We start from the raw sequence: 12,946 nt of genomic DNA on the forward strand, positions 1-12,946 counted from the left end.
TTAAAATGAATTAACATAGCTACAAATTATAAATTATGTACAAAAACAGTATATTTAACGATGATTTAACGGTATTTGTAACGGTTAAATATAACAAGTTGATCCATAAAAAATATACACAAATGCTATCTGATGAAAAAAAAATAGAATTGTGTGAAGCTATATTGAAAAGTAAAACTTTTCAAAAATCACCTAAAAGCAGTGCTTTATTAAGATATTTGGTAAAAACAAGTATTAATGGCGATATAGTAAAAGAAGATATTATTGATCTTGAGTTTTTCGGAGACCGCCCTACTACAGACAAAAACAGCACGCGTGTTAGGGTAAATGTTTATAATCTTAGAAAAAAACTAAATGATTATTACAAAACAGAAGGGCAACTACTACATTGGTTAATAAAAATAGATAAAGGGCAATATAATGTTCGGTTTGAAAAAAGAAAAGCGAAAGAACGCTTAACATCGTTTATTACAATAAAAAATAGTATCCCATATTTATTTACTGCGTTAATCTGCTCTTTTTTTATTCTAAAAAATTTGCCAAATAAACCTCCTAGAATTTGGGAAGGTTTTTTTTTAGAAGAAAAGCAAAACACATTATTTATTGGAGATGCTTATGGAATTAAAGGAAAAACAATTACTGGAAAAGAAGGATGGACAAGAGATTATTCCATTAAGAATATTGATGACTATTATAAGTTACTTGAAAAAAAACCTGAATTAAAAGATATTACAAAGCCTTCTGATTACAATTACATTACAGGAATGGGCGCGGAATCATCTCATGACCTCATGCGTTTATTCGCTGAGTTTAACAGTGATTTTACCATTAGATACTCTTCAAGTTCTTCCTTTATGGATATTAAAAAAGGTAATTTAATTTACGTTGGTCCATTTAAGAATGAAAATAAATTCATATCTATATTTAATGAGGAAAATCCTTATTTTAAATTAAATGGAAAAGACATTGTATTTTCTAATCATAAAAATATTCCGAACAAAACCATTAGCTATTCCGATTTTAAGAACGACAGGGATATAGCCGTTGTATCTAGAATTCCTAGTGGACAAAATAACGAGAGTTTCATATTTTTTTCTAACCATGACATGGGAGTAAAAGCAACCATAAATTATTTTACCAATAAAGATTCCGTAAAAGCTTTTGATAAAAAATATTTAAAAGGAAAACAATACTTTACCAGTATTTTTTATGCTTATGGAAAAAATAGAACAAACTTAAAATTAGAAACTTTAATGGTAGTACCCTTTTAGTTATGTTTACGAACTCTTCTCAAGACTGAAAACTAATAAAAAAAATCTTATAGTGTAACCATAGATTTTTTGCATACCAGAAAGTAATTTTACCTTTCTAATTTCTCCTAATAATAATTCCCATTTATTTGCTCTTTTCCTTTGAGAGTAAATAATAGTTAAATTGTTTCCCCTACTTAAAAACACTCATCAAGCAAAAAACCAGAAAACTAATATTTTCTGGTTTTTAAAATTTATTCAAGTTTATGTTCTTAATTGGTATCTGCATCTAAATAATCGGGAGTACCATCTTCATCTGCATCATCATTAAGCAAATATCCATCCCCATTGGAGTCTTCGTCAATAGATGCCACACCATCATTATCATGATCCTGTTCTTCTGTAGTAATCAAATCAAATTTAAATATTAAAGGACTATATGCACCAATAGAAGAACCCGATGGTGGAGTATCAAAATACCCCAATCCAGATGGCATTATTACCATACCTATTCCAAACCCTTCCGCTGTAAAAGTTCCATCTTCATTAGAAATTACATTAGTGCTAGGTTTTAAAAAGGTCAATCCTTCTGTAAATCCTCTGGCTCCTGTAGCCTGTATATTAGATAAATCGAACCAAAACGGTATGTTATAATTTGATTCATCAAAAACCTCACCACTTAACTTAAATCCCTGATACCGAACATAAGCCGAATCACCTGCCGTTGCTGTTTCTTTACTATTATCTCCACCTTCTCTAACTGTTAAAAAATATATTTTATGATCAACATCTCCTTCGTCTTCTAATACTCTAAACCTACTGGAAGAAACTTTAACTGTTTTAAAATCTACTTGATCAAATAATGGAGTTTTATTCGCATTATCTCCTGTTATTTCCCCAATTTGTATTTTATAATCAAAATCAACAGGTGGATTTGCAAACTCCTCATAATTATAAAAGTGTGTTTTTAAGTACTCTACTATTTCCGCATCATTCTCTAATGCTACTTCACTCAATAATCTTTGTTCAACCTCGTTAACTCCGCCATCATCATCATCATTATTACAAGAACAAGCAAATATAGAAATTGCTACTAGCACTAAAATTTTATTCCATTTCATCAAAAAAATATTTTAAAGGCCGAAGATACAATTTTCCCTTATTTTTGTAGAGTACGTTAACAAAGAATTTTAATTCAAAAATGCGCATAGACAAATACTTATGGAGTACCCGGTACTTTAAAACTAGAAATATTGCTACTACTGCATGTAAAAAAGGTCACATAAAAGTAAACGAACAAGTAGTAAAACCTTCTAGAGAAGTATTTCCTATGGATAAATTAATTGTTCGCAAGAATCAAATTAATTATGAGCTTACCGTTCTAGATATTCCGAAAAGTCGCGTTGGTGCTAAGCTGGTAGACATATACAGAAAAGATACTACACCAAAAGAAGCTTTTATACATGATGAATTGCTACAACATGCTAAAGATCATTATAGAAAGAAAGGAACTGGTAGGCCAACCAAAAAAGACCGAAGAGAAATTGAAGACTATTTAGATGAATCTGAATAAAGAATTTTGGGAAAATAGATATAAAAATGAGGATACTGGATGGGATATTGGAAACATTTCTACTCCTTTAAGAGAATATATTACTCAGTTAACAAACAAAAATCTTAAAATTTTAATTCCTGGAGCAGGTAGAGGGCACGAAGCTATTTATCTTCATGAGCACGGTTTTACTAATGTGTATGTTATTGATATTGCTGAGCAACCTTTAGAATATATTCTAAACCACACTTCTAATTTCCCCAAAGAACATTTGATTCAGGATGATTTTTTTAACCTACAAATAGCCGATTTTGATTTAATCCTAGAACAAACTTTCTTTTGCGCTCTTCATCCGAGCTCACGAAATAAGTATGTAACAACCATGTATAGATTATTAAAGAAGAAAGGAAAATTAGTAGGCCTCTTATTTAATTTTGACTTTGTAAAAAAAGGCCCTCCATTTGGAGGGAATTTAGAAGAATATAAATCTATATTTTTACCATTGTTTACTATAAAAATTTTAGAAAAAGCATCAAATTCTATTTTACCACGAGCAGGTAAGGAACTGTTTTTTATCTTTGAAAAGTAATTTTAAGTTAGAACATGGAGAATACAATTTTAAGTCATAAACAAATTCAACATAAAATAAAGCGTATTTCTTATCAAATATACGAAGCTAACGTAGAAGAAAAAGAGATAATAATTGCTGGTATAGACGGTGTTGGATTAAAACTTGCTAAAAAAATACAAAGTGTACTTCGTAAAATTACAGATGCAGAAATTGTTTTATGCAAAGTAAATATGAACAAGAAAAATCCGTTAAATAGTGAGGTTAAAACATCTATTAGCGTTTCTAACTACGAAAATAAGTCTATTGTTTTGGTCGACGATGTTTTAAATTCTGGTACCACTTTAATTTATGGCGTTCATCATTTCTTAAAAACTCCTTTAAAACAATTAAAAACAGCAGTATTAGTTAACAGAAATCATAAAAAATATCCTGTAAAAGCAGATTATAAAGGAATCTCTTTATCTACTTCTTTACAAGAACATGTTCATGTTGTTTTAGAAGGCAGTAACGATCGTGTGTTTTTAGACTAAAACATCTGAAATACTTTCTACCACCTCACTAACCGTATTATTGTGTACATTGATTGTATGATGCGCTTTAGTATAGAAGTAACTCCTCTCGAACATATGCTTGCCAATAAATTCTGGCATTTCTTTATCACTAATATTCTTTATTAGAGGTCTATGTTCCTTTTCTAAAGAAAGGCGACTAACAAGTTCCGATATTCCCACTTTAATATAAAACACATTTTCTGTAGCAGAAAGCATTACTTCCATATTCCCAGTATAACAAGGAGTACCTCCTCCTGTAGAAAGAACTACATTATCTTTATACAAAAGTACTTCTTGCAAATAGTGGAACTCTTTTTTTCTAAAATAAATTTCCCCTTTTTGCTCAAAAATTTCTGGAATAGTTTTTCCTTCTGATTCTTCTATATATTCGTCTAAATCTATAAAGTTAAGATTCTTATTTTTTGCAAGTAACTTACCTACAGTAGTTTTACCACTACCCATATACCCCACTAAAACAATTTTCATTTAGCTTATTTTTATGCAAAATTCAGCTAATTAATAACCATTTCAAAGAATTTTAAAATTTCTTTAAAATACACTTGTAAAATTAATTAAACGTATTATATTTGCACCCGCATTAAGGATTTTAGTTCTTTAAAATTATGACCTGGTAGCTCAGTTGGTAGAGCATCTCCCTTTTAAGGAGAGGGTCCTGGGTTCGAGCCCCAGCCAGGTCACAGATTATTAAAAGCCTCTTTAAAAAAGAGGTTTTTTTATATAAATATGTGAGCTGTTTTTATAAACACAAACATGCTAAGTTCTTTTAAAATTATGACCTGGTAGCTCAGTTGGTAGAGCATCTCCCTTTTAAGGAGAGGGTCCTGGGTTCGAGCCCCAGCCAGGTCACTACAAAACCAAAAAACCTTTATGAGTTAGTAACTCTTAGAGGTTTTTTTATTTTGCAACTTCTTTTATTCCGAAATACGATATTGCTATATTTAATAAAGTAGTACGGCTTAATGTCTAGCTTAAAGTTTTACATGCTTTAAGTAAACTATCCTTCCAATTAGGAATTTCAATTTTTAAAGCTTCTTTTATTTTAGCTTTATCTAAAACACTAAAGTTTGGTCTTTGCGCAGGTAACGGGTATTCTTTACTAGGGATTGGATGAACTTTTACTGAAATATTACTAATTTCAAAAATTGCTGTAGCAAAATCATACCAGCTAGCTGTGCCCTCATTACTATAATTATAAATACCATAATCTGTATTTTCTTTTACAATAAAAAGCAATAACACTTCTGCCAAATCTTTAGCGTAAGTCGGTGTTCCTATTTGGTCATTAACTACAGAAAGTTCTTCTTTTTCTTTGCCTAGTTTCAACATGGATTTCATAAAATTATGTCCATATTCTGAATAGAGCCATGATGTTCTAATTATAAAATATTTAAACGTATTATTCTTAATTTCTTTCTCTCCAAATAGTTTTGTACTCCCATAAACACTCAAGGGTTCTTCTATATCCTCCTCTGTGTAAGGAACTCTTTTAATTCCGTTAAAAACAAAATCGGTCGATATATGTAAGAGCATAGTACCATGCTTTTTACAGGCAATGGCCAAATTTTTTGAACCAATATGATTTACTGAAATAGCTTTTTCTTTTTCCTTCTCTGCATTATCTACATGAGTATACGCGGCACAATTAATGCAATAATCGTAAGTTCCACACTCCAATTCTTTAGAAACAGCTTCTTCATCCGCAATATTTAACTCCAAAGAATTCCTATATACAAAAGTAAAGTCTTCGGCATATTTAGAAGAAACATCTTTAATGCATCTTGCTAATTGTCCATCACCCCCTGTTACTAGTATTTTTTTCATATCAAGAACTTAAAAAACCAAAACTAAGATTTTAAAATTATTAATTGTAATACAACCAATTAATACTATAATTTTTATCCAAGACTAATTAAAAAACACGGTTATACAATATCGTTTATAAATTGGTCAATATAGATAACTTTATGTGATTTAATATTTTCAATTTTTGCTGTACAGAGAGAGTCGTACAAACAATAGATAAAGATTTAACCGTAAAAAATATGGAAAAAAGCAAACTAACTGATCCATTTGAGAAAGCTAGATTAGAAACTGGTCTTGGAGAAATGAACGATCAAAATGATCCAGTAACGATGCTTTTACGACATAAAGATGTGCGTAAAAGTGCGCATAATTATAAAACGTTTCAATCTGGTGCAACACCAGGCCGTATTGTTATTCCTTCTGAAGTAGATATTAGAGATACGCGCCAAATTCCATTTGAAGTTGACCCACCTGAACATAAAGATTATAGAGCTATTATAGAACCATGGTTTAGAAGACCATTACAAGCGGAATATGAAAAGAAATTAACTGCAATTATAACGTCTATAGTAGAGCATGCTCTTACCAAAGAAAGTATAGAAGTGGTTACTGAATTTTCTTTACCATTACAATCTAATGCATTAACATTACTAATTAATAGTGATGCTTCTGAGGCCGAAACATGGATTTCTTGGGGAACACATGTATTTAGAAGTGAAGGAGAAGCTTTAGATGGTGATAAAGCAACGGTTTTGTACGATTATATAGAAAATCAAATTGAAGAAGCAATTAATAGCCCTTCTGAAAATTTATTTACAAAACTTGTAAATTCTGAGTTTCAGGGAAGAAAGCTTACAAAGGAAGAAATTAAAGGCATTATGGTCTTAACTTTCGCTGGCGGTAGAGACACGGTTATTAATGCTGTAACCAATTCAATAGCTTATTTTTCAGAGCACCCAGAATCTTTACAACGCATTCAAAAAGAACCAGAAATAATAGGTAATGCTGTGGAAGAGTTAATTCGCTATTTTTCGCCTTTAACGCAAATGGGACGCGTAGTTACCGAAGATACATATGTATGCGAACATGCAGCTAAGGCTAATAGTCGCGTTTCTTTATGCTGGGCATCAGCAAACAGAGATGAAAAAGTTTTTGAAAATCCAAATGAGATTATTCTAGACAGAAAAATTAATCCGCATGTAGGTTTTGGCTTTAGTCACCATAACTGTTTAGGTGCTACTCATGCTCGCCAAATAATGCGCATATTATTAAAAACATTATCTAACAAAATACAATCTATAGACATTTTAGATTACAAAGAAAACATAGAAGATTTAGACCAATTTAAGCGCAAAGTTGGTTATGACAGTATCCACGTAAAATTTAATCCTAAAACTATTTAAAACAACTACTCTATTATGGCAAAAATTACATTTATAACAAGCGACAACGAAAAAATAACCCTAGAAGGAACTACTGGTTCTGTAATGGCTTTAGCTGTTGAAAATAATATTAAAGGTATTGACGGAGATTGTGGTGGTGTTTGCTCCTGCGCCACTTGTCATGTACATGTAACCCCTGAAAATATGGCAAAAACAGGAGAGGCAAGTGAAATAGAAATGGACATGTTAGAATTAGACGACAATACGGATGAATACAGCCGTCTATGCTGCCAGTTAGAGATAAGTGATGCTATTGATGGCGTTGTATTGAAAGTTGCAAAATAATGAATAATACCCCCAAAAAAGAAAATGAAACTTGCGTTATTATTGGAGCAAGCCATGCTGGTGTTAATTTAGCTTTTGGATTACGAAGAGAAGGTTGGTCAGGAGATATTCATCTGTATGATACCGATCCAGAATTACCATATCATCGCCCACCTCTTTCCAAAGCGTATTTAACTAGTGGAGATACTATAGAAAAAAACCAACTTAGATCTTCTGAAAGCTATAAATCGGAAAACATTGCTCTGCATTTAGGAAGTACTGTAAAAGAAATTAATCGAGAAAACAAAAAAATAGTACTCGGAAATGGTTCTTTACAATCTTATGATAAATTAGTAATAGCCTCTGGAGCAAGACCAATTATTCCACCCATCCCTGGAATAGAAACCGCTAAAAATATATTCCCAATACGAACTGCCGCAGATATAAACAACATTCGCGAAGCATTATCAAAAAGCATCACTAAAAGAGTAGTTATTATTGGTGGTGGGTATATTGGATTAGAAACAGCTGCTTCATTAAAAAAACTTGGTGCAACAGTTACTGTATTAGAAAGAGAAAAAAGGATATTAGCAAGAGTAACAGCCCCTGAAATGTCCTCTTTCTTTCAACTAATCCATAACGAAAATGGTGTGGATATTATTACCTCTAAAAATGTTAATAAAATAGAGTACAAAAACGATAAAAACACAATTCTTTGCGCTGATAACACAAGCTATATTGCAGATATTGTTATTGTTGGTGTAGGTATTTTTGTAAACAAAGAGCTTGCCGAGCAAGCAGGAATTTTATGCAAAAATGGTATTTGTGTAGACGAAAACACCAGAACAAATGACCCTGATATTTTTGCTATTGGAGATTGTTCTTACCATTATAACCCACATTATGATAAATATCTACGATTAGAATCAGTACAAAATGCAATAGACCAAGCAAAAGTCACCGCTGCTACTCTTTGCTGTAAAGAGATTATATACGATACTATTCCTTGGTTTTGGTCGGACCAATACAATGTGAAACTACAAATGGTAGGTCTTTCTCAAGGATACAACCAGATAATACTAAGAAAAGAATCCGGAGAGGGTACTTACGGAGATAGTTTTTCTGTTTGGTATTTTAAGGATGAAACCCTTTTGGCAGTTGACGCTGTAAATAATGCTAAGGCCTATGTTATTGGCACTAAATTTATAAAAGGAAACCTAAAGGTTAACAAACAGAAACTCGCCAATCCAGAAACGGCTTTTAAGCCTAATAATCTACTACTAGAATAACTTTTTTAGGATAAAAAAAATCTTAAAACAAATAAATCGGTCTTTAAAAAGGCCGATTTATTAACTAAGTTAAAAAAACCATTAACTCTGACTCTAAACAGATATGGTCATTTTTACCTCTCCTTTCTGTGTAAAGGAAAAATACCAGATGGTGTCCTGGATGACGCCAAAAGCTCTTTCATTTCTGCAACTATCTCTGGATGTTCCTTTGCTACATTATGTTCTTCTTTAACATCTACATATAAATTATATAGCTCTAAATTGCTTTTCTCTCCTTCAAAAGCATTATAAACAACTCCTTTCCAGTCGTCTATACGTATAGCTTGCCTCCCTCCTTTTATGGCAAATTCCCAGTATAAATATTTATGTTTTTGTTGCCCTTTCATTCCCAATAAAGAAGGTAAAAAAGAAATTCCGTCTGTATTTTTAAGAGAAACAATTCCTGCAATTTCTGCTACTGTTGGCACTACATCCCAAAAAGCAGATAGGTGTTCTGTTGATGTTCCTTTTTTAATTTTTCCTGGCCATAGTACTATGAAGGGTGAACGAATACCCCCATCGTACAAATCTCTTTTTTTTCCTCGCAAACCTCCACTACTATTAAAGAAATCTATATCAGCTCCTCCTTCTCCATGTGCTCCATTATCACTAGCAAACATTATAATAGTATTATCAGCTATTCCCAAATCGTTCACTTTATCAATAATCTGTCCTACATAAACATCCATTCTATCTACCATAGAAGCATAAACAGCGTTGGGAACTTTTTGGGAACAATACTTATAATATTCCATATCCGGACCATAGTCTGAAGTATAGTTATCTGATGTTATTAAATGCGATTTTTCTGCAAATTTCCCTTCATACTTTTTAAAAATAGAATCTTTAGGAGATATTAGTTCTGCATGAGGCAATACTAATGGTATATATGCAAAAAAAGGTTTATCCTTATTCTCTTCTAAAAAATACATAGTTTCTTCTTGTATTACATCAGGGGCATAAGTAACTTTATTCGTCCAATCGTTTCCTTTTAAAGAATCTTTTTCCTGATTACGCCACAGATAAGGAGGGTAATACCTATGTGCCATTTTTTGATCATTATACCCATAAAATTCATCAAAACCTTGGGCATTTGGATCTCCTTCCCTACCGGTATAACCTAAACCCCATTTTCCGAAAGCGCCGGTAACATAACCTGCAGATTTAAGAATTTCTGCTATAGTTATGGCATTTTCTGGTAAGGGAGTTTGCCCTCCGCCTTGTACTTCTCTATTTCCTCTTATGGGTGTATGTCCTGTATGCTGACCTGTCATTAAAGAAGAACGGGCAGGTGCACATACCGCTGCTCCACTATAGTGATTTGTAAATTTTATTCCATTAGCAGCCATTTTATCAATATTAGGCGTCATAAATTTCTTTTGACCGTAGCTGCTTAAATCTCCATAACCCAAATCGTCTGCTAGTATATAAATTATATTCGGCTTATTTTTTTGTTTTACATTTTCCTCCAAAACCTTTTCCTTTACTGCTTCCTTACAGGAAATAAAAAAAACAGTTAGTGCAAAAACAAACCATAAATTTCTTAGTCTCATTTATTTAAATTTTAAGCTCTTTAAAGAATTTTATTTTTCTAATATTACTTTAGCCTTTCCTTGATAATTATTTTTTTCTGAATTATGTATTTTTGTGCTAGTAATAAGTTAAAAGTACCTATTATTAAGTAATACTAGTAAATTACGGTTTTTCAATTTATTACTATTTGGAGGCACTAAATATTGGATTTCTATGCCTACACCGAATCCCCGTAATCATCCACAAAGAATTAATTTCTCTGGTATTTATTACACTTAGTTTACTTTGACCAAAAGCAGTTACCCCTCTACATTAACTGAACAGAATTACTGCAAGGTTAAAAATTACATTTATTCTTTAACCAAAAACTTATAAATACAAATAGAAGAATACGTTTCGCCAGGGTTTAAAATAGTAGATGGAAATTCTGGATGATTTGGGGAGTCTGGATAATGCTGCGTTTCTAAACAAACGGCTCCTCTTTTCAAATACGGTTTACCACTCTTACCTATTACTGAACCATCCAAAAAATTAGAAGTATATAATTGCATTCCTGGTTCATTTGTGTAAACCTCCATAATTCTCCCTGATTCCGGCTCTTCTACTTTTGCTGCAAAAGGAATACCATTTTTATTAGTCGGAAACTCCTTTACAATAAAATTATGATCGTAACCATTCCCAATAACCAACTGTTCATGGTTTTTATTTATATCCTCTCCTATTACCTTAGGACTAGTAAAATCAAATGGAGTATCTTTTACTTTGATTATTTCTCCAGTTGGTATTTGGTTTTTATTTAAGGCCGTAAACTCTTCCGAATTTAATGTTAAAACATGGTCCATAACATCTCCCTCTCCTTCTCCTTTTAAATTAAAAAAGGAATGATGCGTAAGATTCACATGCGTTGTCTTGTCCGTAGTAGCTGAATATTTTATTACCAATTCGTTGTCACTAGTTAATCTATAGTTCACGAAAACGGATAAATTTCCAGGATACCCCTCCTCCATATCTGGAGAAACACGAGTAAATTCCACTTCATCCTCACCAATTACATTTGCTGTCCATACTACTGCATTAAAACCTTTTTCGCCGCCATGAAGATGATTTTCTCCGTTATTCTTAACCAAACTATATTTTTCTCCATTCAATGTAAAGGAGCCATTTGCTATACGATTACCATACCTACCAATAGTTGCGCCAAAAAAACCACCTTTTGGGCCTACATATTCCTTTATATTAGACAACCCTAAGACAACATCAGAGAAGTTCCCGTTTTTATCGGGAATATGCAGCGAAACTAAACATTGTCCATAATTAGTAAATACCGCCTCAACCCCATTTTTGTTTTTTAATCTATACAAACTAACCTTTTCTCCATCAACAATCGCACTGAAATCTCCTTCTTTAATCATAGATTTAAAAACTTTACTTTTTTTGCCTAACTTCTTTTTTTCTACTTCTTTGCATTGAATAACACAAAGAGTTATAAATAAAATCACTGCAAAAAATGGTCCTTTTTTCATACTTATAAGGCTGTATTTTAGCATGCAAAATTACTTTTAAACAAAAGAAAAATAATTAATAGTGTTATCCAAAGAAAATAGCAAATATAACGTCTACTACATATTTCTTTAGATAACCTATTTCTATACATACAAGAGGAACATCTCAACCAATTATACTGTAGGGAATTCAGGGGCAGAAAACGTGGAGATAGACATACAAGAATTACAAGGTTGTTTTACCAATAAATACTCATTCAATCCTATTACAAAAGAAAATTGTACTAAAATAAATTACAATATTCGAATAGAAATAACTGTAAAGAAAAACTTAAACACTTTTTAACTCATTACCCAAATAGATTTTTTATTCTTAACATTTAAAGATGAATAAATTTTGAGATACCAACTAGCTTTTTATCTTTGCCAAGCATTATTCTAATGCCCACGTGGCGGAATTGGTAGACGTGCTACCTTGAGGGGGTAGTGTTCTTATGGACGTGCTGGTTCGACTCCAGTCGTGGGCACAAAAAGCACTTTAGTTACACAATAATTAAAGTGTTTTTTTTATTGCAACAACAAGGTGTCCAGTAACTCCCTTACAGAATCACTATTCCAATTAGCTGAACCGGTGGACTTAACCACGACATATCCATCTTTATTTAGTATAAAGGTTGTTGGGATTCTATCAAAAGATAATACCTCTGGGCTGTTAGATTTTTGATAAAATATTGGGAAATTATAATTGTATTTCTTTACGTAAGAATCAACCCTTTTAGCTTCATCTTGAGCTATAATTAAAAAAACAACTTCCTTATTATATTTGGAATACAACTCCTGAATACTAGGCATTTCGGCAACGCAAGGAGGACACCATGTTGCCCATATATTTATAAACACTACTTTACCTTTTGCATTTTCCAAATTAAAATTTTTTAAATCGGAATCATACAGCAACCAGTTATAATCCTCTATATTTTGTTGTTCAGATTCTTCTATAACATTTGGACTAAAGGATAGTAGTCTATTTACAAAAACTTTAACTGGAAAACCCAAAGGAGTAAATAATAAAACAACAGCTAAAAGAACAAAAAGGGTATTGCCAATTTGTTTTTTATCCAACTTCATA

Annotated in this window: 13 protein-coding genes and 3 tRNA genes; 10 read left to right on the forward strand and 6 right to left on the reverse strand. The window is 31.9% G+C overall.

Annotation, left to right across the window (positions count from 1 at the left end; all coding sequences use genetic code 11):
- The first annotated feature begins 35 nt into the window (after nucleotides 1-35).
- Nucleotides 36-1,271, forward strand: a complete 1,236-nt coding sequence (locus Q0856_RS16145) for a helix-turn-helix domain-containing protein (RefSeq protein ID WP_298506714.1) — start codon at nucleotides 36-38, stop codon at nucleotides 1,269-1,271.
- 251 nt (nucleotides 1,272-1,522) lie between these two features.
- On the opposite strand, the gene Q0856_RS16150 is transcribed toward Q0856_RS16145, so the two are convergent.
- Nucleotides 1,523-2,371: a peptidylprolyl isomerase gene (locus Q0856_RS16150; RefSeq protein WP_298506717.1), complete on the reverse strand. Its 849-nt coding sequence runs from the start codon at nucleotides 2,369-2,371 to the stop codon at nucleotides 1,523-1,525.
- Nucleotides 2,372-2,451: 80 nt separating this feature from the next.
- Here Q0856_RS16150 and Q0856_RS16155 point away from each other — a divergent pair, with 80 nt between their 5' ends.
- From Q0856_RS16155 to Q0856_RS16165, 3 genes are read left to right on the forward strand one after another with little or no spacing between them, the layout of a single operon-like run.
- Nucleotides 2,452-2,823, forward strand: coding sequence for a S4 domain-containing protein (locus Q0856_RS16155; RefSeq protein ID WP_298472426.1), 372 nt, complete (start codon nucleotides 2,452-2,454; stop codon nucleotides 2,821-2,823).
- Nucleotides 2,810-3,391, forward strand: coding sequence for a methyltransferase domain-containing protein (locus tag Q0856_RS16160; protein WP_298472429.1), 582 nt, complete (start codon nucleotides 2,810-2,812; stop codon nucleotides 3,389-3,391). The genes Q0856_RS16155 and Q0856_RS16160 overlap by 14 nt, the downstream gene beginning before the upstream one ends.
- 14 nt (nucleotides 3,392-3,405) lie before the next feature.
- Nucleotides 3,406-3,903: a phosphoribosyltransferase family protein gene (locus Q0856_RS16165; RefSeq protein WP_298506719.1), complete on the forward strand. Its 498-nt coding sequence runs from the start codon at nucleotides 3,406-3,408 to the stop codon at nucleotides 3,901-3,903.
- Here the strand turns inward: Q0856_RS16165 and Q0856_RS16170 are convergent.
- Nucleotides 3,895-4,410, reverse strand: coding sequence for a shikimate kinase (locus tag Q0856_RS16170; RefSeq protein ID WP_298506720.1), 516 nt, complete (start codon nucleotides 4,408-4,410; stop codon nucleotides 3,895-3,897). The two genes, Q0856_RS16165 and Q0856_RS16170, sit on opposite strands and share 9 nt — an antisense overlap.
- 139 nt (nucleotides 4,411-4,549) lie before the next feature.
- On the opposite strand from Q0856_RS16170, the gene Q0856_RS16175 reads away from it, so the two are divergent.
- Together Q0856_RS16175 and Q0856_RS16180 are read left to right on the forward strand one after the other, a co-directional pair.
- Nucleotides 4,550-4,622, forward strand: a tRNA-Lys gene (locus Q0856_RS16175).
- Between the two features lie 96 nt (nucleotides 4,623-4,718).
- Nucleotides 4,719-4,791 (forward strand) — tRNA-Lys (locus Q0856_RS16180).
- 117 nt (nucleotides 4,792-4,908) lie between these two features.
- On the opposite strand, the gene rfbD is transcribed toward Q0856_RS16180, so the two are convergent.
- The gene (gene rfbD, locus Q0856_RS16185; protein WP_298506722.1) at nucleotides 4,909-5,766 is read right to left on the reverse strand and encodes a dTDP-4-dehydrorhamnose reductase; all 858 of its coding nucleotides are present in this window, start codon (nucleotides 5,764-5,766) and stop codon (nucleotides 4,909-4,911) included.
- 221 nt (nucleotides 5,767-5,987) lie between these two features.
- On the opposite strand from rfbD, the gene Q0856_RS16190 reads away from it, so the two are divergent.
- The 3 genes from Q0856_RS16190 to Q0856_RS16200 are packed head-to-tail and all read left to right on the forward strand — an operon-like array spanning nucleotide 5,988 to nucleotide 8,743.
- The gene (locus Q0856_RS16190) at nucleotides 5,988-7,151 is read left to right on the forward strand and encodes a cytochrome P450 (RefSeq protein WP_298506724.1); all 1,164 of its coding nucleotides are present in this window, start codon (nucleotides 5,988-5,990) and stop codon (nucleotides 7,149-7,151) included.
- 15 nt (nucleotides 7,152-7,166) lie between these two features.
- Nucleotides 7,167-7,475: a 2Fe-2S iron-sulfur cluster-binding protein gene (locus Q0856_RS16195; protein ID WP_298506727.1), complete on the forward strand. Its 309-nt coding sequence runs from the start codon at nucleotides 7,167-7,169 to the stop codon at nucleotides 7,473-7,475.
- Nucleotides 7,475-8,743 (forward strand): FAD-dependent oxidoreductase, encoded by a 1,269-nt coding sequence (locus tag Q0856_RS16200; RefSeq protein WP_298506729.1) that lies wholly within the window; start codon nucleotides 7,475-7,477, stop codon nucleotides 8,741-8,743. Before Q0856_RS16195 ends, Q0856_RS16200 begins: the two co-directional genes overlap by 1 nt.
- A gap of 113 nt (nucleotides 8,744-8,856) precedes the next feature.
- On the opposite strand, the gene Q0856_RS16205 is transcribed toward Q0856_RS16200, so the two are convergent.
- Both Q0856_RS16205 and Q0856_RS16210 read right to left on the reverse strand, forming a co-directional pair.
- Nucleotides 8,857-10,335 (reverse strand): arylsulfatase, encoded by a 1,479-nt coding sequence (locus Q0856_RS16205; RefSeq protein WP_298506732.1) that lies wholly within the window; start codon nucleotides 10,333-10,335, stop codon nucleotides 8,857-8,859.
- 330 nt (nucleotides 10,336-10,665) lie between these two features.
- A complete protein-coding gene (locus tag Q0856_RS16210) occupies nucleotides 10,666-11,838 on the reverse strand; it encodes an aldose epimerase family protein (RefSeq protein ID WP_298506734.1) in 1,173 nt (390 codons plus the stop codon).
- A gap of 422 nt (nucleotides 11,839-12,260) precedes the next feature.
- On the opposite strand from Q0856_RS16210, the gene Q0856_RS16215 reads away from it, so the two are divergent.
- Nucleotides 12,261-12,344 (forward strand) — tRNA-Leu (locus tag Q0856_RS16215).
- 40 nt (nucleotides 12,345-12,384) lie between these two features.
- Here Q0856_RS16215 and Q0856_RS16220 read toward each other — a convergent pair.
- Nucleotides 12,385-12,945 carry a TlpA disulfide reductase family protein gene (locus Q0856_RS16220; protein WP_298506736.1) on the reverse strand — a complete coding sequence of 187 codons (561 nt, stop codon included), beginning with the start codon at nucleotides 12,943-12,945 and terminating at the stop codon, nucleotides 12,385-12,387.
- Nucleotide 12,946 lies beyond the last annotated feature (1 nt).

Source organism: uncultured Maribacter sp. (assembly GCF_947496775.1).
Lineage (GTDB): Bacteria > Bacteroidota > Bacteroidia > Flavobacteriales > Flavobacteriaceae > Maribacter_B.